This window comes from Neisseria subflava (assembly GCF_003044645.1).
In the GTDB taxonomy this organism is placed as follows: domain Bacteria; phylum Pseudomonadota; class Gammaproteobacteria; order Burkholderiales; family Neisseriaceae; genus Neisseria; species Neisseria subflava_B.
On the sequence record NZ_POXL01000004.1, the window covers coordinates 54768 to 73155 of the forward strand.

An 18388-nucleotide genomic window follows, 5' to 3' on the forward strand; every position below is an offset into this window, starting at 1 on the left:
TAGAAATAGGCCGTCTGAACACAGATTGTCCGACAATCGCAGTTTCAGACGGCCTTGGTATATGATGATGTTCCCCAGAATTTTATCGGCTGCAGCCCAACGTAGGCTGCAGGCGCATCTTAAAAAAGGTGGTTTGGTCGCCTATCCTACCGAATCTTGCTATGGCTTGGGCTGTATCCCTACTTTGCCCAAAGCGCTCAATCAACTGATTCATCTGAAAAAACGACCGCAACACAAAGGCATGATTGTCATTGGACATAGCTTGGAACAGTTGCAACCTTTGCTGCAAAGGCCGTCTGAAAATATCCAAACCATGCTGCATGGAGCATGGCCGGCTCCGAAAACTTTTTTATTGCCGGTTGGCAAAAAAGTATTGCCTTCATTGCGGGGGAAAGGACGCAGTAAATTGGCTGTCAGGGTTCCTGCGCACGCAGGTGCAAGACGTTTGTGTCAGGTTTTGGAAATGCCTTTAGTCTCTACTTCATGCAATCGTGCTGGAAAACGGGCGTGCAAAACGGAAAGGGAAGTTAGAAGACAGTTTGGCAGGAAAGTCTGGGTTGTAGGCGGATTGATAGGCAAGCAGAAAACGCCTAGCCAGATTATTGACGGAGAAACAGGAGCAAGGCTGCGTTAAAGAAGGACTGTATTATCAAAGGAAAGGTATTTATTTGGAGAAGCAAATTTTTTCTAAAAGATTGTGGAATACCTTTATGAAAAGCATTTAGCGCAGCCTGTAAATACAGATCAATTAAGCAGATATTAAGTCAGTAAATAGAGTAGAAAGCAGTATTTTGTGAAATGCTCTTGCAAAGAATGAAGCAAACTTTGAGCGTAAATGAATCGCTGTAATAAATTATTTTTGAATAAACAAATTTTGTGGATAAATTTGAAGATAAATTTCCATCAAAACATAAAAAGGCCGTCTGAAACTTGATATTCAAAGCATTTAGACGGCCTTTTAAATATTTAAACTGTGGATAACTTTGTGAATAAGTGTGGATTAAAGCTTATGTCCACACACAGTTTCGTATTGTTTTTCAGTAATCGTGCCACTCATGACGCTCATTGGGCGGATGCTGGTCGGCGTATAGCTTTGGTTGGAAATTACCCGGCCGTGTTCGTCCATCAGTTGCAGCGCTGCCAGGCGATAGGTTTTGTTTGAACAATGAATTTCCCAGCTACCGATGGCCGTTTTATAGGCAGGCGTGTTGACGAAACGTTCCTCTTTCAGTTTGGAAACGGTTTTTTTATCGCGGAAAGTAACCAGTGCGCCATTTCTTTTAATGCTGCTTTTATCAATGGCTACTTTGATATTGCCTTCAGAGATGGTTCCGATGTTGGTCCAACTACCGCTGCCGCTTGAAGTGGTGGTTGTTTCACAGGCACTCAACATCAAAGCCGCAAATACGGTTGCAGCTAGGGAAAAACGTTTGATATTCATAAAACCTCATTATTTACAGAAAGTCAGCCGATATTATCCGTGAAGATGGCATATATCGTAAATCGATTTTGCAAAGTTGAACCTCTGAAAAGAATTTTATGAAAAATACGCTGAAAAGGCCGTCTGAAACCTGTCTTTCAGGCGGCCTCGAAGTGTAAAATCATGTATAATTGCAAACAATTTGGTTTTCATCCCATAGGAAGATCCGACATGATTAACCCTATCGCTGCACTTTCCCCATTAGATGGCCGCTACGCCAAATCCGTTGAAGCATTGCGTCCGATTTTCTCCGAATACGGCCTGATGCGTGCGCGTGTCAAAGTTGAATTAAACTGGCTCAAAGCCCTTGCCGCCGAACCTAAGATTGTAGAAGTTCCTGCTTTCAGCGATTTTACGCTTGCCGAAATCGACAAAGTGATCGAAAACTTCTCGCTTGAAGATGCTGCCGCCGTCAAAGCTATTGAGGCGACCACCAATCATGATGTCAAAGCCATCGAATATTGGCTTAAAGAACGCTTCTCCGGCGTGCCTGAAGTGGCTGCTGCCAGCGAGTTCATCCACTTTGCCTGCACCAGCGAAGACATCAATAACCTGTCCCACGCTTTAATGCTGCAAGAAGCGCGTGAGACTGTTTTGCTGCCGAAACTGGCCGAAATCATCGAAAAACTGACCGGCATGGCGCATGAGTTGGCTGCCGTCCCTATGATGAGCCGCACGCATGGCCAGCCTGCGACACCAAGCACATTGGGTAAAGAAATCGCCAATGTCGTGTACCGCCTGCAACGCCAGTTCAAAAACCTGCAAGCGCAAGAGTTCCTCGGCAAAATCAACGGCGCAGTCGGCAACTACAATGCCCATATGGTCGCTTATCCCGATGTGGATTGGGAAACCCATTGCCGCAACTTCGTTGAAATCAGCCTCGGCCTGACCTTCAACCCCTACACCATTCAAATCGAGCCGCATGACTATATGGCGGAATTCTTCCAAGCCATCAGCCGTGTCAACACGATTCTGATCGACTTCAACCGCGATGTTTGGGGCTATATTTCTTTGGGTTACTTCAAACAAAAAGTTAAAGCAGGCGAAGTCGGTTCTTCCACCATGCCGCACAAAGTCAATCCGATTGACTTTGAAAACTCCGAAGGCAACCTCGGTATGGCCAATGCCGTATTGGGCTTTTTGTCTGAAAAACTGCCGATTTCCCGTTGGCAGCGCGACCTGACCGACAGCACCGTATTGCGCAATATGGGCGTAGGCGTGGGCTATACCGTATTGGGCTTTGCCGCCCATCTGCGGGGTCTGAACAAGCTTGAGCCGAATCCTGCCGCCCTTGCTGCCGATTTGGACGCTACTTGGGAGCTGCTGGCCGAGCCGATCCAAACCGTAATGCGGCGTTACGGCGTGGCCAATCCTTATGAGAAGCTAAAAGATCTGACACGCGGTAAAGACGGTATTACGCCTGAAGTGTTGAAACTCTTTATCGAGTCGTTGGAAATTCCGGCAGAAGCCAAAGCCAAATTGCTTGAGTTGACCCCTGCATTGTATGTGGGCAAAGCCGAAGAGTTGGCAAAACGAATTTAAAAGGATTTTGTAGGGCGCACCTTCTTAGTTATTGAGATTTTTTGATAGATAAGAACCAACTCTCTACATCCGACAAATTAAAAAGGCCGTCTGAAATCTTTTTCAGACGGCCTTTTTTCGATTCAAACCGTTATTTCACTTTGTCTTTCAATGCACCATAGCCGGCTGCATCCATTTCTTCCAAAGGAATGAATTTCAAACTTGCGCCGTTGATGCAATAGCGCAGGCCGCCTTTGTTTTTCGGACCGTCGGCGAAGACGTGTCCCAAGTGTGAGTCGGCGGCATGGCTGCGTACTTCGGTGCGGCGCATGTTGTAGCTGAAATCGTCGTGTTCGGTAACGGCGGCGGCATTAATCGGGTGGGTAAAGCTTGGCCAGCCACAGCCGGAATCGAATTTGTCGGCAGAGCTGAACAGGGGTTCGCCGCTGACAACGTCCACGTAAATGCCGGGTTTGAACAAGTGGTCGTATTCGTGGCTGAAGGCGTATTCGGTCGCGCTTTTTTGGGTAACTTGGTATTGCTCTTCGGTCAGGATGCGTTTGAGTTCGGCATCGCTAGGTTTTTTATACGTTGCCGCGTCAAAGCCTTTGCCTTGCGGGGCGGCTTTGGTTTTGCCCGGCAGCGGTTCGTCGGCTTTGCGGATGTCGATGTGGCAATAGCCGTTGGGGTTTTTAATCAGGTAGTCCTGATGGTATTCCTCGGCGTCGTAGAAGTTTTTCAGCGGCTCGTTTTCGACGACGAGGGGAAGTTTGTATTTTTGCTGCTCGCGTTTGAGGGCGGCGGCAATGACGGCTTTTTCGGCGGGGTCGGTGTAGTACACGCCGCTGCGGTATTGCGTGCCGGTGTCGTTGCCTTGTTTGTTGAGGCTGGTCGGGTCAACGACGCGGAAATAGTATTGCAGGATATCATCGAGGCTGAGTTTGTCGGCATCGTAGGTGACTTTGACGGTCTCGGCATGGCCCGTGTTGCGGTAGGACACGTCTTCGTAGCTCGGGTTTTCCGTTTTGCCGTTGGCGTAGCCGGATACTGCGTCAACCACGCCGTCTATGCGTTGGAAATAGGCTTCCAGGCCCCAGAAGCAGCCGCCGGCGAGGTAGATGGTGCGCGTATTCATGATTGCTGAATCCTTTTTCTGTGTGTCGGGTTTGTAGAACGAATTTTTCAGACGGCCTATATTGGCATTCGGGTCGCGGATTAACGCTAATGCCTGCGCTTCATTGATACTGCCTTTGACGATGCGCTGCACGTCGCCGTCTTTGCCGATTAATGCCCACGAAGGGTAAACGCCGATATTCAGGCTTTGGGCGATGGTGCCACCGTTGTCGGTAACGACGGGTAGCTTGGGATAGTTCAAACCGGCATACCATTTTTGAAAATCGCCGTCTTTTTTCTCGTGTAGAAAACCGGGCGACGCGACGGTAATCAGGTTGGCGGAGCTGAACCGCTTATCTTGCGCCCATTTTTCGGTCTGCCCCAATTCGGACAAACACAAAGGACACCAACTTGCCCAAAATTTAATCAGGGTCGGTTTGTCTTTTTTCAAGAAAACACCGGCAGGGCGGTTGTCAGGGGTTTTCAATGAGGACAATGTCTGCGGTACGGTTGCGGCTTCGGTATCCATTATTTTGGATGAGCAAGCGCCAAGCGCAAGCAGGCAGCTGAACTTGGTGCAAAGTGAAAATAATGTGCGGGGATTCATCTCTATGTTTCCTGTATGGATGGTTTGTTTCATTAGACGTTGGAAATGCCAAAACCTGACAACCTTGATTTTCAGACGACCTTGCCACGTAAAATACGCTACAATACTCCCTATTTCAAGTTTCTAAAATTAAAAGGAAAATTTAATGTTCAGCTTCTTCCGTCGCAAGAAAAAACAGGAAACTCCGGCTTCTGAGGAGGCTCAAGTTCAGGAAACCGCAGCAAAAGTAGAATCTGAAGTTGCTCAAGTAGTTGAAAATATTAAAGAAGATGCCGAATCTTTAGCAGAAAGCGTCAAAGGGCAGGTCGAATCGGTTGTCGAATCGGCTGTTGAAACTGTCAGCGAAACCGTCGAGCAGGTTCGGGAAGCTTTGACCGAAACGCCGTCTGAAACAGTTGAAAAAGTAGAAGAACACCTTGAAGCGGCAAAAGAAGCAGCCGTTGAAACCGTCAGCGAGACTGTTGAACAGGTAAAGGAAACCGTTGCCGAGATGCCGTCTGAAGTGGCCGAGGCTGCTGAAGAAGCAGCAGAACAGGCTGAAGCGGTAAAAGAAACGGCCGTTGAAACCGTCAGCGAGGCTGTTGAGCAGGTAAAGGAAACTGTTGCCGAAATGCCGTCTGAAGTGGCCGAGGTTGCTGAGGAAGCAGCAGAACAAGCCGAAGCGGTTAAAGAAGAAGCTGTTGAGGCAGTTAGCGAAGTTGTCGAGCAAGCTCAAGAAGCCGTTGCGGAAAGGCCGTCTGAAGCCCCTGCTCCGGCAGAAGAACACAGGCTTAGTTGGGCTGCGCGTTTGAAACAAGGCTTGACCAAATCACGCGACAAAATGGCAAAATCGTTGGCTGGCGTGTTCGGCGGCGGACAAATCGACGAGGATTTGTACGAAGAGCTGGAAACCGTGCTGATTACCAGCGATATGGGCATGGAAGCCACCGAATACTTGATGAAAGACGTGCGCGACCGTGTCAGCCTCAAAGGCCTCAAAGACGGCAACGAATTGCGCGGCGCGCTGAAAGATGCGCTGTACGATTTGATTAAGCCTTTGGAGAAACCTTTGGTCTTGCCGGAAACCAAGGAGCCTTTCGTGATTATGCTTGCCGGTATCAACGGCGCAGGCAAAACCACATCTATCGGCAAACTGGCCAAATACTTCCAATCTCAGGGTAAATCTGTATTGCTGGCGGCAGGCGATACTTTCCGTGCCGCCGCGCGTGAGCAGCTTCAAGCTTGGGGCGAGCGCAACAATGTAACCGTGATTTCGCAAACCACAGGCGATTCCGCAGCCGTTTGCTTCGATGCCGTCCAAGCCGCCAAAGCACGTGGCATAGACATTGTGCTTGCCGACACCGCCGGACGCCTGCCGACGCAGCTTCATTTGATGGAAGAAATCAAAAAAGTGAAACGCGTGTTGCAAAAAGCCATGCCTGATGCGCCACATGAAATCATCGTCGTGCTTGATGCCAATATCGGCCAAAACGCCGTCAACCAAGTGAAAGCCTTTGACGAAGCGCTGGGTCTGACCGGCCTGATCGTCACCAAGCTCGACGGTACGGCCAAAGGCGGTATCCTTGCCGCCCTTGCCTCTGACCGCCCTGTTCCCGTCCGCTATATCGGCGTGGGCGAAGGCATCGATGATTTGCGTCCGTTTAATGCCAAAGCGTTTGTAGACGCCCTATTGGATTAAACAGACAGGCTGAGGCTTGCAAACGCAGTTTGCGGGGGATTTCTGAGCCGTATTTTGAAAGACTCCGTATTCGGGTGATACCAGCCAAACAGGCTGTTAAAAAGGCCGTCTGAAACCCAAAATCAGGTTTCAGACGGCCTTTATTTATTTACAGATTTAGTTTTTCCTTGCGGTAACAAACTCGGCCAGTTGGCGCAGGCGCAGGGCTTTGTCGCCGAATGGCTCGATCAGGGAAACGGCTTCTGCAATCAGCGTTTCTGCGTAAGTACGCGCGGCCTGCAGGCCCATCAGTTTGACGTAGGTCGGTTTGTCGTTGTCCGAGTCTTTGCCGGCGGTTTTACCCAAGGTGGCGGTATCGGCTTCGCAGTCCAATACATCGTCGATCACTTGGAAAGCCAGGCCCAATTTGGCGGCGTAGTGGTCTAAGGTTTGGATTTGCTCCGGTGTTAAGTCTGGGCAGGAAAGTGCGCCTAAGGCCACGGCAGCGCGGATGAGTGCGCCGGTTTTAAGGCTGTGCATCTGTTCCAATTCGGCCTGATTCATGGCTTTGCCGACATTGGCAAGGTCGATGGCTTGTCCGCCCGCCATGCCGAGGCTGCCGGATGCTTGAGCCAGTGTGGACAACATGGTAAGCTGGCGTTCGGCAGGCAGGTCTGTCGGACGGCTCAGTACATCAAAGGCTTGGGTTTGCAGCGCATCGCCGACCAAAAGGGCGGTTGCTTCATCGTATTGCACATGGCAGGTCGGTTTGCCGCGCCGCAGGCTGTCATTGTCCATCGCCGGCATATCGTCGTGAACTAGAGAATAGACGTGCACCATTTCGATGGCCACCATCGCCTGCTCGACGGCATTTTGGTTTGCTTCGCCCAATTCGGACGCGGCAAGCACCAAGAGCGGGCGCAGCCGTTTGCCGCCGCCGAGGGTAACGTAACGCATGGCTGCATGCAGCGTGTGCGGCACTTGGCTTTCAGACGGCAAGAAATGCGCCAGCAGCAATTCGGTTTGCGCTTGGGCTTTTTGCTGCCATGTTTTGAGTTCATTCGCCGGGTTCAAGGTTCAACTCCTTCAGTTCGCCGGCATCCAAGACTTGCAGTTTCTGCTCGACTTCCGCCAATTTGGTTTGGCAGTATCGGACCAATTCGTTGCCTTCCTGATAGGCGGCTAAAGCATCTTCCAGCGGCATTTCGCTGCTTTGCATGGCTTGGGTCAGGGTTTCGAGGCGGGATAAGGCTTCTTCAAAGGATTGGGGGGCGTTTTTTTTCATGGTTTGAAATGATGGGCAGAAAAGGGGAATTGTAGCATTTTTAGATGATTAAGGCCGTCTGAACGGGGATGAAAACGAAATCAAAGATTTCTGTTTCTTTGTTCAGACGGCCTTTTTTCAAACGAAATAACGTTATCAACTCGGTAAAACGGCTTTTTGATAGTTGAGCGCGATAAACTGCTTCTCGGCATCTAATTCGGTGATTTTGAACAATGCCTGCGATTTGGGCAGCGCATCAAACGGAATACCGGTCGCGCGCGTTACCAGCGGCAGGCCTTCAATGCGGACGAGGTCTTCTTTGAGGATGGTGGCCGTCAGCTCGCTCGTGCCTTGCTGTTGCAGGTACACGAGGCTCCAGTAGGCTTCCATTTGGCGTTGGAAGTCGGCGTAGGCTGTATAGGCGGCATCAAAGTCGCGCAGCGCGGCGAAAAGCTCGGCATCGCTGTTTTGATACAGCGGCTCGGCAGTATCATCTATCAGGCTGATCAGCTGCTTTTGGTTGATGTAGTCGGCAGCGCGGCGCAGCGGCGAGGTAAACCAGCCATAATGCTGCACGCCCATGCCGATGTGCGGCTCGGATTTGGTGCTCATGCGCACTTTGCCTGCCGGTTGGACGCGGAAAAGGCCGGGCAGCTCGTTTTCGTCCAGCATTTGCGCCCAAGTGCTGTTGGCAAGAATCATCATCTCGCTGACCAGCGTATCGATGGGTGAACCGCGTTCGCGGCGGACGACGGATACGTTACCTTCCTCATCCAATTCGATGCTGTAATCGTATTGCGGCGCACGGTCTGGCTCGTATTTGCCGCGCGCTTTTTGTAAGGCGATGGCAAATTGATAGAACCAAATCAGGTCTTGATGGTGGGCGAACATCATTTCGCCTGCTTCGCCCAAGCCGGTTTCGGCGTTGAAATGCGGCTCGATGGCTTGGATGCGCAGGTTTTCGGCGATATTGACGGCTTCGATTTTGCAGGTTGGCGCGCCGACGTTGAATTCGCTGTCCACATCGAAATAAATGCTGATGGAAGGGCGGTATGCACCTGCATCAAGGCTGAACGCGGTAATCCAGTTTTCGGGCAACATGGTGATTTTGCCGCCGGGGAAATAAACCGTGCTCAAGCGTTCCATGATGTTTTTTTCCATTTTATCGCCTTGTTTGATGGCAAGCGACGGCGCGGCGATGTGGATACCGACGCGTTTCATGCCATTGCCCAAGTCAGTCAGGCTCAAGGCATCATCGACTTCGGTGGTCGATTCGTCGTCAATGGAAAAAGCGGTAACGTCGGCTTTGGGCAAGTCGGGCATTTCAGGAAGCGGAAGGTCGGGGAAGCCTGTTCCTTTGGGGAAGTATTTGATTTCAAACCCGTCTTGCAGGTATTGGGGAATGGACGTAATGCCGCCCGTTTTTTTCGCCAGTTCGTAGGCCGAGGTTTTCAGCGCGTCGGCGGCTTTGGTAAAGGCTTTGTAGGTCAGCGACTGTTTGTCGGGCGCGTGCAGGATGGTTTTCAAATCCGCTGCAATTTCAGACGGCATCTCGCCGCGTTTCAAGGCTTCTGCCCAAGCATCGATTTGCGCGTCTTGCTGTTTTTTGCGTTCGATGGCGGCAAGCGCTTGTTTCAAAGTTTCTTCGGGCGCGGCTTTGAACACGCCTTTGGCTTTTTTGTAGAAATACATCGGCGCGGCGTAAAGCGCAATCAAAGTCGCTGCCAGCTCGGTCTTGGTCGGCGCATGGCCGTAATATTCTTCGGCGATGGCTTCGGCGGTAAACTCCTCTTCGCCGCATACTTCCCACAATAAATCGGTGTCGATGTCCGCCGCCTGTGCCTGCGCGTTCTCCAAAAACGCCGCCATATCGCCGTCAAACTCGGCAAAGACATTGTTTGCCTTCACTTTGGTGCGCTTGCCGTGTTGGGTATCGACTTGGTAGGTGGCGTCGTTTTTTTGGACGATGGAGGCAACTTTGAATTGGCCGGACTCTTCGTAAAAGATATTCATTTTTTTAGGATTTTATGATTTGTAGGAAACGCGTGATTTTAGCAGATTTGCACAAGAAAGGCCGTCTGAAAAATATACTTTCAGACGGCCTGTTCAAACGGCGGATGATTAATACTGATATGCCGCCAGTTTGCGTTTGATTTCAGGCAGGGCAGCGCGTGCGGCCTGTTCGCCCAATTGGATGGCACGTTGTTTTTGGTCGAAACCGCCAACCGAACCCAGCTCTAAAACCTGCGGTTTGATGACCACATTGGCTTGTCCCAATTCTTGGCGCAACGCGGTTTGACTCATTACGTTGAAGGTTTGGTCAAGATAGGAGAACATGCCTTGGCTGACATTTTTGGCCGGACGGGCGGAAATATCGACGGCAATGATGAAGTTTGCGCCCATTTTTTTCGCCGCGCTGACCGGTATGGGCTGTGACAGGCCGCCGTCTACATATTTGCGGCTGCCGATAACGACAGGCTGGAACACGTTCGGAATCGAAGCAGAAGCGCGGACGGCTTGTCCGGCATTGCCTACGTTGAACACCACCGGTTTGCCGCTTTCAAAATCGGTCGCGACGGCGGCAAATTTGATGGGGAACTGCTGCATCGGGCGGTTGCCGACTTTGCGGTTGATGTAGTTTTGCAGTTTTTCGCCTTTGATGAAGCCGCTGGTGGACAAGGTCAAATCCACCAAATCGGTTTTACCCAAAATTTCCGCTTCCAATTCGAGGCGGTCGGGCGACATTCCCGAAGCGTACATACTGCCGACAATCGAGCCGGCGGATGTGCCGGTAACAATTTTGACCGGAATATTGTTTTCTTTCAAAACCTTAATAATTCCGATATGGGCAAAGCCTTTGGACGCGCCGCCGCCCAAAGCCAGCGCAACCGTGGCTTTCGGTTTGGGTGCAGGACGCGAAACCGTATTTTGACCCTGCGTAGAAGGTTTGGATTGCGGCGCGTTGCTGCTCGGACAGGCGGCAAATACCAAGACGGACGAAGCGGCTAAAAACGTTTTGAATGTGGAAAAAAGTTTATTCATGTTCAGACAGCCTTTAATATGTCGAAAGGGTTATTTTACTCTGAAATTAAGTCGAAAGGCCGTCTGAAATCAGGTTTCAGACGGCCTTTTAAATCAAGCTCAAGCCAATTCGAGCTGTTTTTCCAAGTTTTCGACCAGTTGGTCGTCCAAATTCAAAGCTTGGGACAAACGGCTCAGGAACACGATTTCCTTGCGTGACAAGTCCGCGCAGACCAATCTGGCCGCCAGATACGTTTCAGCTGCCAAAGCCTTGTCGCTGCCGACAGAAGCGGCAATTTGCTCGATAGAGGCCGGTTGCGCATATTCCGCCTGCAGCCATGCCGCCGTTTCCGCATCGCTGCCGCTTTCACGCTCAATCGCCGCGCGTTCCGCATCGTCAATCAGGCCGTCTGAAGCCGCCGCCGCAATCATCGTTTGCAAAATCACACGGCTGTGGTTTTCACCAATCAGGCCGGCAGGTTGGAACGCACTTTGCGGCAATTCTTCCTGCTGGCGGTTTTGTTTCCAGTTTTGATAGCCTTTATAAGCCAGAAAACCCAAAGCAGCGACCGAGCCGGCCTTGACCAGCTTCTTCGTGTTTTTCTTTTTCAACAGCATCGATGCCAAAGCACCCGTCAACGCGCCGCCGCCGAAAGAATTGAGCGGGCTGTCCGCCACCGCTTTGCCGCCTTTTTGAGCTGCACCCAAAACCTGATTGAGCAACTGACTGAAATCCATAAAAAATCTCCTGAAAACAAATACATTGCAAATATAGGGCAGAAATACTAAAAAACCAAGCCAAAGAAAGTTAAAAGGTGCAAACAAGTTTTCAGACGGCCATAGCCGACTTTCGGTACAATCACACCATTCCAAACAATAAACCCCATCATGACCGATACTGCCCAAATCATTACCAGCTATGGCCGCCGCTATATTGTCCGCACCCTCGACGGCCAAACATATGACGCCACCACCCGTAAAAAACGCGTCGATTTCGCCTGCGGCGACCAAGTCCGCATCAGCCCCATCAACGGCGAACAAGTCGTGATTGAAGACTACCTCCCGCGCGAAAGCCTGCTCTACCGCCAAGACGCGTGGAAAACCAAACTGATTGCCGCCAACGTTACCCAACTCCTCATCGTAACCGCCGCCAGCCCCTCACCCAGCGAAGCCCTGTTGCAACGCGCCCTCCTCGCGGCCGAAGCGGCCGGCATTAACGCCGTTATCGTCCTCAATAAAGCCGACCTCCCCGAAACCGCCCAATGGCGCGAGAAACTCAAATTCTACGAAACCCTCGGCTATTTAGTGGTCGAAACCAATGCATTGGAAAACGCCGACATCCTGCGTCCTATTTTAGAAGGGCAAACCAACATCCTGCTCGGACAAAGTGGCATGGGCAAGTCCACCCTGACCAACGTCCTACTCGGCAACCAAGCCGCCCGAACCGGCGACATTTCCACCGCACTCGACTCCGGCAAACACACCACCACCCACGCCCAACTATACGATTTAAACGCAGAAACCCGACTCATCGATTCCCCCGGCCTGCAAGAATTCGGCCTGCACCATCTCCAAGCCGCCGATTTATTACAATACTTCCCCGACCTGCGCCACCTTATCGGCCAGTGCCGTTTCCATAACTGCACCCACCGCGCCGAACCCGGCTGCGCCGTCAAAGCCGCTGCCGAATTAGGCGAAGCCAAACCCGAGCGCATCGAATTTCTGCAACGTGTTACCGATGAATTGTTGAGATAAAGTTTTAACGGAAATAAGTGTTTGGATAAATAAAAAGGCCGTCTGAAAGTTTCAGACGGCCTTTGCTTGGGCTATCACTTGTTTTGAATATCGATAGAAGATGGCTCTAGAGGCAAATAATACAGCTTATTACGTTTTCCCTCCGCATGGATGGTAAATTGTTTGCCGTATTCCCCCATAACCTTGCGGAATTTCTTCGCAATGTTTGAGCGGTCTTCCCCGAATCGAGCCCAAAAGAACGAGCCTGATTTCACACCATCGTCTTCCAACCATTTTTCCAATGTAATCTCATCAGATTTTTTGCGACGATTTTTATAGTTTGCCCAAACCAAGCGTGCCAATTCCTCCTCTTCTTCCTGCTTGATTTTCCGGCCGTCTATACACAGTTGCGCCATTGTCAGATAGATGGAAAATTCTCGAGGAGTCAGATTGTCCACGCAAACCGTACCAAAGTGGATGTGCCCTTTTTCCACATCAATAACAACCTGCGTATCATCCAACATTTCTTGTATACACATCACAGCTTGAGAAAAAGTTTGTCCTTCCGTCAGCGTCCAATCCACTTTTCCGCCACCCATGCGGACAAACGGAATTTCTGCCAACATGACTTGTGCCTTAGAGGCATCCATCATCCCATGCTTGCTAGTATTCAAAAACAGCTCATTTTTAGGCGGATAGAAAAATTCCGGATGCGTTTCAAAAGCCTCTTCTACCAAAACATGGGACATCTTGTCCTGTTTTCTGCCAAAAAGCGACAAAGCATAGCCGATATAAAAACCCATAGATTTTCGTCCGCCTGCAATCGAAATATGCAACTCCGTATTCTTATCGGCACACAAATCCCGAATCCATCGCACAATCATATCTGCTGCCGCATTATTTTGTTCCGGCGTACGAATATCTTCCAAAGAGCCATTCTCATCGTGGATAATCTCAATTGAATGCTCATCAAAGTGAATATCCGGCAAATCATATTCCTGACGCAGCCGTCTGAAATATCCGTTTTCGCCCAGCAGCCGGCTTTTGATTTTTTCCGCACCGGCCAAAGTCGTCAGCGCCACAATACGGTTAGGAATCCATTGCTTTTGAGCAAGGGCAAACACAGTTTCCGTAATAATTTGCGGCGTCATTCCCGACACCACGACCAAAATCTTTTCTTTCATTTTCATTTTCCCTGTCAATATGCCGCCTTAATCCTCGCAGCTCGATACATCAAACCGGCGTAAACGCGCACCCATACACACCATCTCATCGGCCGTATATTCAGACCCACGTCCCGACAGCTCCTGCGGCAGCTGTAAAAAATAAAATACCGCACCTTTGGCACATACATCCGCGGCCAAATGCAGCGGCAACGTACCCAATACCACATCGCCATCAGCGACTTCATCCGTATTCAAATGCGGCTCAAAACGATCAATCGCAAAGCCTGATTCACGCACCGCCCAATCAATGGCACCTTGGTAGCGGGAAACAAACCAAACAGTCATCCGAACCTTACCCCGTTAATTTAAAAACCGCATCATATCTGCTATTTCAGACCCCATCATCAAACACAAATTTGTCATCAATGCATACAACATACAACCTGCCGATATTCTCTAAAACATAAGCATACACCGCTTTTACCAAGCCTATGAACAACAAGCAAAAGAATGGCGCAAAGACATCCGTCAAAGCTGCATCCGCCTGCTCAAGTATCTGGCGGCAGTCAGCCGTCAGCCCGATATCGCCCTTGACGGTGGCTGGATGGTGATAGAAAACGAAACCGATGAAGAAAGCGAGGCATCATGAAACAAAACTGGCTGATAGCCTACGATATTACCGACCGTAAACGATTGGGCAGGGCTTACCGTTTTTTAAGCGGACAAGCGCTACATTTGCAAAACAGCGTCTTCATTTTTAAAGGTACACAAGAAGAAGCGCAACATTTGTTTCAAAAACTGACCGGAATGTTGGATAAGGCAGACGATTTGCGTATCTATCCGCTCAGCCCGCACAGCCCCATCTACGAACTCAAAGGCAGCCTCTTGGCAGAAGGTATCGTACTGTGCGGCCATATTCCGGTCATTTCAGGCTGATAGACCGACCGTCTTATAGATGGCTGTTCCTTATAAAAATGCCGTCTGAAACCCTAAATTACAGGTTTCAGACGGCATTTGTTTACCGTTGAATTATCCCCATGTGGTGGGGAGGTTTTTCAGAGAGCGGAGGGGAGTTTTTTCTATTAAATTCAGCAGGTTAAAATGGTCAATATCTAAATTACAAATATTCACAAAGATAAACGGGGACTAACATAAAAAACAAGGCTTCCGCCTGAAAAATAAGGGCAATCCAAGTCTGACTTACCCTGAAAAACCTATTGTTCCCTATTGGGAACAATATTGTCATTTTAACATTCAAGCTATTGCTTGAGAAGCATATTTTAGTAAAAGGCCGTCTGAAAGTTTCAGACGGCCTTTGTGCTATGGTAAAAGATATCAGCCCACTTTATCCCCGGGCTGTGCACCCGCGTCAACGTCAAGGAGCTTCAGTTTGCCCTCTGCCGTGGCGGCGGAGAGGATCATGCCTTCGGATACGCCGAATTTTGCCATTTTGCGCGGGGCGAAGTTGGCGACGGCGATGACCATGCGGCCGTTCAACTCAGCGGGGTTGGGATAAGACGCGGCGATGCCGGAGAAGATGATGCGTTTTTCAAAACCGAAATCGAGGTCGAATTTCAAAAGTTTGGTGCTGCCTTCGACGGCTTCGCAGTTCAATACTTTGGCGACGCGCATATCGATTTTCATGAAGTCGTCAAAGCTGGCCTGTTCGGCGACTTTTTCGTATTTGCTCTCTTCGGCGGCAGGCGCAGCTGCTGCGGCGATGCTTTGTTTGTTGGCTTCGATTAAATCGTCCACTTGTTTTTGCTCCACTCGTTGCATTAAATGTTCGTATTTGTTGATGGCATGTTCGCCCAAGGTTTCGCATGTATTTGCCCAAGTGATGGCTTCCAAATTCAGGAATTTGGCGGCGTTTTCGGCCACTTTCGGCAATACGGGGGCGAGGTAGGCGGTCAACATGGTAAAGGCGTTGATGAGCTCGCTGCATACTTCGTGCAGGCGTGCGTCTTGGCCTTCTTGTTTGGCGAGTTCCCAAGGTTTGTTGGCATCAACGTATTCGTTGACAATGTCTGCCAAGGCCATGATGTCGCGCAGGGCTTTGGCGTATTCGCGGCTTTCGTAGCATTCGGCAATGGCTTCGCTTTGTGCGGTCAGTTTTACCAGCAATTCGCTGTCGGCAACATCTTTCAGACGGCCTTCAAAGCGTTTGGCGATGAAACCTGAGGCGCGGGCGGCGATGTTGACGTATTTGCCGACGAGGTCGCTGTTGACGCGGCTGATAAAGTCTTGCAGGTTCAAATCGATGTCTTCGATTTTGCTGTTGAGTTTGGCGGCGATGTAGTAGCGCATCCACTCGGGGTTCAGGCCTTGTTCCAGATAGGATTTGGCGGTGATGAAGGTGCCGCGCGATTTGGACATTTTTTGTCCGTCTACAGTTAAAAAGCCGTGTGCGTACACGCCGGTCGGGGCGCGGTGGCCGGAGAAATGCAGCATGGCGGGCCAGAACAGGGCGTGGAAATAGAGGATGTCTTTGCCGATGAAGTGGTACATCTCGGTTTGGCTGTCGGCTTTGAAGTATTCGTCAAAATCGATGCCGATGCGGTCGCACAGGTTTTTAAACGACGCCATGTAACCGACGGGCGCGTCCAGCCAGACGTAGAAGTATTTGCCCGGCGCGTCGGGGATTTCGAAACCGAAATACGGCGCGTCGCGGGAAATGTCCCAGTCGGACAGCGTGGTTTCTTCGCCTTCGCCCAGCCATTCTTTCATTTTGTTGAGGGCTTCGGGTTGCAGATGGGGCTTGCCGTCGTGCGGATTGTTGCCGGAAGTCCATGCTTTGAGGAAGTCGGCGCATTCGCCCAGTTTGAAGAAGAAGTGTTCGGATTCGCGCAATTCGGGTTTGGCACCGGAAACGGCGGAATACGGGTTGATCAGTTCGGTCGGGGAATAGGTCGTGCCGCAAACTTCGCAGTTGTCGCCGTATTGGTCTTGGGCGTGGCATTTGGGGCATTCGCCTTTGACGAAGCGGTCGGGCAGGAACATTTGTTTTTCAGGGTCGAAAAGCTGCTCGATGACGCGGCTCTCAATCTTGCCGTTGGCTTTCAGTGCACGGTAAATGTCTTGGGAAAACTGTTTGTTTTCAGGGGAATGGGTGCTGTAATAATTGTCGTAGCCGATGCCGAAACCGGTAAAGTCGGCGAGGTGCTCTTCGCGCACTTTGGCAATCATGTCTTCGGGCGCAATGCCTTGTTTTTGTGCGGCAAGCATCACGGGCGTGCCGTGGGTGTCGTCGGCGCAGCAGTAGTAGCATTCGTGGCCGCGCAGTTTTTGGAAACGTACCCAAACGTCGGTTTGGATGTGTTCGACCATGTGGCCGAGGTGGATGCTGCCGTTGGCATACGGCAGCGCGGAAGTGACAAGGATTTTGCGTGTCATGGTTTGTGCTTTTAAAAACAATGGATAAAGATGTCGGGAATTATACCGCAAAACAATACGCAAAGGCCGTCTGAAACCCGATTGCCGGTGTTTCAGACGGCCTTTTATTTATCGGCTGCGTATGGGATTAACCGCGTACGCGTTCGATTTTTGCGCCTACGCCGCCGAGTTTTTTCTCGATGTATTCATAGCCGCGGTCGAGGTGGTAGATGCGTTCGACGATGGTTTCGCCATCAGCGACCAAACCGGCCATGACGAGGCTGGCGGAGGCGCGCAGGTCGGTTGCCATCACGACGGCGCCGGAGAGTTTTTCTACGCCTTTAATGTAGGCGGTGTTGCCTTCGGTGGTGATGTCTGCGCCCATGCGGTTGAGTTCGGGAACGTGCATGAAGCGGTTTTCAAAAATGGTTTCCACCACGCGACTGCTGCCTTCGGCAATGGCGTTCATGGCCATAAACTGCGCCTGCATGTCGGTTGGGAAGCCTGGATGGACGACGGTGCGGATATCCACGGCTTTGGGACGTTGTTGCATGTCGATGGAAATCCAGTTGTCGCCGGCTTCGATGATGGCACCGGCTTCGGTCAGTTTGTCCAATACGACTTCCATGGTTTTGGGGGCGGCATTGCGCAGGACGACTTTGCCGCCGGTCATGGCGACGGCGCAGAGGAAGGTACCGGCTTCGATACGGTCGGGAACGACGCTGTGTTCGCAGCCGTGCAGCTCTTTTACGCCTTCGATGGTCATGGTTGCTGTACCGATGCCGCTGATTTTTGCGCCCATTTTGACGAGGCATTCGGCCAAATCGACGACTTCGGGTTCAATGGCGCAGTTTTCGAGGATGGTGGTGCCTTCTGCAAGCGTGGCCGCCATCAGCAGGTTTTCAGTGCCGCCTACGGTTACGACATCCATGGTGACGCGCGTGCCTTTCAGACGGCCTTTGGCTTTGACGTAACCGTGTTCGATGGTGATTTCTGCCCCCATGGTTTCGAGGCCTTTGAGGTGTTGGTCAACCGGGCGCGAACCGATGGCGCAACCGCCGGGCAGGCTGACTTGGGCTTCGCCGAAGCGGGCGAGGGTCGGGCCCAAAACCAAGATGGATGCGCGCATGGTTTTTACCAGCTCGTAAGGTGCGCAGGTGTTGTTGACAGTGCCACCGTTGATTTCAAATTCGGAGATGTTGTCGGTCAAAACGCGTGCGCCCATACCTTGCAGCAGTTTTTGGGTGGTTTTGACATCGGCGAGCATGGGTACGTTTTTCAAGCGTAAAGTGCCGGAAGTTAGCAGACCGGCACACATCAGCGGCAGGGCGGCGTTTTTCGCGCCGGATACGATGATTTCGCCGTTGAGGGGGCCGTTGGCAGAGATTTTGAGTTTGTCCACAGGATGTCTTTCGTTATTTGTCTGCACGGCTTATGCCGCACAAATGAAATG

16 protein-coding genes are annotated in these 18388 nt (G+C 50.9%); 5 read left to right on the top strand and 11 right to left on the bottom strand.

Annotated features, from left to right (window positions below; genetic code table 11):
* Positions 1-64: 64 nt before the first annotated feature.
* Entirely contained in the window at positions 65-634 is a 570-nt protein-coding gene (locus tag DBY97_RS05575) for an L-threonylcarbamoyladenylate synthase (protein ID WP_199900741.1), read from the top strand.
* A 366-nt stretch (positions 635-1000) separates the two neighbouring features.
* Here the strand turns inward: DBY97_RS05575 and DBY97_RS05580 are convergent, their stop codons facing one another.
* Positions 1001-1441 carry a surface-adhesin E family protein gene (locus DBY97_RS05580; protein WP_107857739.1) on the bottom strand — a complete coding sequence of 147 codons (441 nt, stop codon included), beginning with the start codon at positions 1439-1441 and terminating at the stop codon, positions 1001-1003.
* A gap of 210 nt (positions 1442-1651) precedes the next feature.
* On the opposite strand from DBY97_RS05580, the gene purB reads away from it, so the two are divergent.
* Positions 1652-3022 (top strand): adenylosuccinate lyase, encoded by a 1371-nt coding sequence (purB, locus tag DBY97_RS05585; RefSeq protein WP_107857740.1) that lies wholly within the window; start codon positions 1652-1654, stop codon positions 3020-3022.
* Between the two features lie 130 nt (positions 3023-3152).
* On the opposite strand, the gene msrAB is transcribed toward purB, so the two are convergent.
* Positions 3153-4721, bottom strand: coding sequence for a bifunctional peptide-methionine (S)-S-oxide reductase MsrA/peptide-methionine (R)-S-oxide reductase MsrB (msrAB, locus tag DBY97_RS05590; protein WP_107857741.1), 1569 nt, complete (start codon positions 4719-4721; stop codon positions 3153-3155).
* A gap of 145 nt (positions 4722-4866) precedes the next feature.
* On the opposite strand from msrAB, the gene ftsY reads away from it, so the two are divergent.
* Positions 4867-6399 carry a signal recognition particle-docking protein FtsY gene (gene ftsY, locus DBY97_RS05595; protein ID WP_199900739.1) on the top strand — a complete coding sequence of 511 codons (1533 nt, stop codon included), beginning with the start codon at positions 4867-4869 and terminating at the stop codon, positions 6397-6399.
* Between the two features lie 156 nt (positions 6400-6555).
* On the opposite strand, the gene DBY97_RS05600 is transcribed toward ftsY, so the two are convergent.
* From DBY97_RS05600 to DBY97_RS05620, 5 genes are all read right to left on the bottom strand, one after another.
* On the bottom strand, positions 6556-7452 hold the full coding sequence (locus DBY97_RS05600; protein ID WP_107857742.1) for a polyprenyl synthetase family protein: 897 nt from the start codon (positions 7450-7452) through the stop codon (positions 6556-6558).
* On the bottom strand, positions 7436-7663 hold the full coding sequence (locus DBY97_RS05605) for an exodeoxyribonuclease VII small subunit (RefSeq protein WP_003681131.1): 228 nt from the start codon (positions 7661-7663) through the stop codon (positions 7436-7438). The genes DBY97_RS05600 and DBY97_RS05605 overlap by 17 nt, the downstream gene beginning before the upstream one ends.
* A 135-nt stretch (positions 7664-7798) precedes the next feature.
* Positions 7799-9655, bottom strand: a complete 1857-nt coding sequence (locus DBY97_RS05610) for a ribonuclease catalytic domain-containing protein (protein WP_107857743.1) — start codon at positions 9653-9655, stop codon at positions 7799-7801.
* A 108-nt stretch (positions 9656-9763) separates the two neighbouring features.
* Positions 9764-10684 carry a patatin-like phospholipase family protein gene (locus DBY97_RS05615; RefSeq protein ID WP_107857744.1) on the bottom strand — a complete coding sequence of 307 codons (921 nt, stop codon included), beginning with the start codon at positions 10682-10684 and terminating at the stop codon, positions 9764-9766.
* 99 nt (positions 10685-10783) lie between these two features.
* Positions 10784-11401: a tellurite resistance TerB family protein gene (locus tag DBY97_RS05620; RefSeq protein ID WP_107857745.1), complete on the bottom strand. Its 618-nt coding sequence runs from the start codon at positions 11399-11401 to the stop codon at positions 10784-10786.
* A gap of 150 nt (positions 11402-11551) precedes the next feature.
* Here DBY97_RS05620 and rsgA point away from each other — a divergent pair, with 150 nt between their 5' ends.
* Positions 11552-12418, top strand: coding sequence for a ribosome small subunit-dependent GTPase A (gene rsgA, locus DBY97_RS05625; protein ID WP_107857746.1), 867 nt, complete (start codon positions 11552-11554; stop codon positions 12416-12418).
* Positions 12419-12492: 74 nt separating this feature from the next.
* On the opposite strand, the gene csm6 is transcribed toward rsgA, so the two are convergent.
* Both csm6 and csx16 read right to left on the bottom strand, forming a co-directional pair.
* A complete protein-coding gene (gene csm6 / locus DBY97_RS05630; RefSeq protein ID WP_159069478.1) occupies positions 12493-13581 on the bottom strand; it encodes a CRISPR-associated ring nuclease Csm6 in 1089 nt (362 codons plus the stop codon).
* Between the two features lie 27 nt (positions 13582-13608).
* Complete coding sequence (gene csx16 / locus DBY97_RS05635) at positions 13609-13908, bottom strand: CRISPR-associated protein Csx16 (RefSeq protein ID WP_107857748.1); 300 nt, start codon at positions 13906-13908, stop codon at positions 13609-13611.
* Positions 13909-14208: 300 nt separating this feature from the next.
* Here csx16 and cas2 point away from each other — a divergent pair, with 300 nt between their 5' ends.
* Complete coding sequence (gene cas2 / locus DBY97_RS05640) at positions 14209-14499, top strand: CRISPR-associated endonuclease Cas2 (protein WP_101755680.1); 291 nt, start codon at positions 14209-14211, stop codon at positions 14497-14499.
* Between the two features lie 399 nt (positions 14500-14898).
* Here cas2 and metG read toward each other — a convergent pair whose 3' ends face one another.
* Positions 14899-16956, bottom strand: a complete 2058-nt coding sequence (gene metG, locus DBY97_RS05645) for a methionine--tRNA ligase (RefSeq protein WP_107857749.1) — start codon at positions 16954-16956, stop codon at positions 14899-14901.
* A 127-nt stretch (positions 16957-17083) separates the two neighbouring features.
* A complete protein-coding gene (gene murA, locus DBY97_RS05650; protein WP_049333045.1) occupies positions 17084-18337 on the bottom strand; it encodes a UDP-N-acetylglucosamine 1-carboxyvinyltransferase in 1254 nt (417 codons plus the stop codon).
* Positions 18338-18388 lie beyond the last annotated feature (51 nt).

Excerpts from the sequence above, each read along its gene's own strand:
- DBY97_RS05605 (WP_003681131.1), bottom strand. The coding sequence starts at position 7,663 with ATGAAAAAAAACGCCCCCCAATCCTTTGAAGAAGCCTTATCCCGCCTC.
- metG (WP_107857749.1), bottom strand. The coding sequence starts at position 16,956 with ATGACACGCAAAATCCTTGTCACTTCCGCGCTGCCGTATGCCAACGGC.
- DBY97_RS05620 (WP_107857745.1), bottom strand. The coding sequence starts at position 11,401 with ATGGATTTCAGTCAGTTGCTCAATCAGGTTTTGGGTGCAGCTCAAAAA.
- msrAB (WP_107857741.1), bottom strand. The coding sequence starts at position 4,721 with ATGAATCCCCGCACATTATTTTCACTTTGCACCAAGTTCAGCTGCCTG.
- cas2 (WP_101755680.1), top strand. The coding sequence starts at position 14,209 with ATGAAACAAAACTGGCTGATAGCCTACGATATTACCGACCGTAAACGA.
- rsgA (WP_107857746.1), top strand. The coding sequence starts at position 11,552 with ATGACCGATACTGCCCAAATCATTACCAGCTATGGCCGCCGCTATATT.
- DBY97_RS05615 (WP_107857744.1), bottom strand. The coding sequence starts at position 10,684 with ATGAATAAACTTTTTTCCACATTCAAAACGTTTTTAGCCGCTTCGTCC.
- purB (WP_107857740.1), top strand. The coding sequence starts at position 1,652 with ATGATTAACCCTATCGCTGCACTTTCCCCATTAGATGGCCGCTACGCC.
- csx16 (WP_107857748.1), bottom strand. The coding sequence starts at position 13,908 with ATGACTGTTTGGTTTGTTTCCCGCTACCAAGGTGCCATTGATTGGGCG.
- DBY97_RS05610 (WP_107857743.1), bottom strand. The coding sequence starts at position 9,655 with ATGAATATCTTTTACGAAGAGTCCGGCCAATTCAAAGTTGCCTCCATC.
- csm6 (WP_159069478.1), bottom strand. The coding sequence starts at position 13,581 with ATGAAAGAAAAGATTTTGGTCGTGGTGTCGGGAATGACGCCGCAAATT.
- DBY97_RS05575 (WP_199900741.1), top strand. The coding sequence starts at position 65 with ATGATGTTCCCCAGAATTTTATCGGCTGCAGCCCAACGTAGGCTGCAG.
- ftsY (WP_199900739.1), top strand. The coding sequence starts at position 4,867 with ATGTTCAGCTTCTTCCGTCGCAAGAAAAAACAGGAAACTCCGGCTTCT.
- DBY97_RS05580 (WP_107857739.1), bottom strand. The coding sequence starts at position 1,441 with ATGAATATCAAACGTTTTTCCCTAGCTGCAACCGTATTTGCGGCTTTG.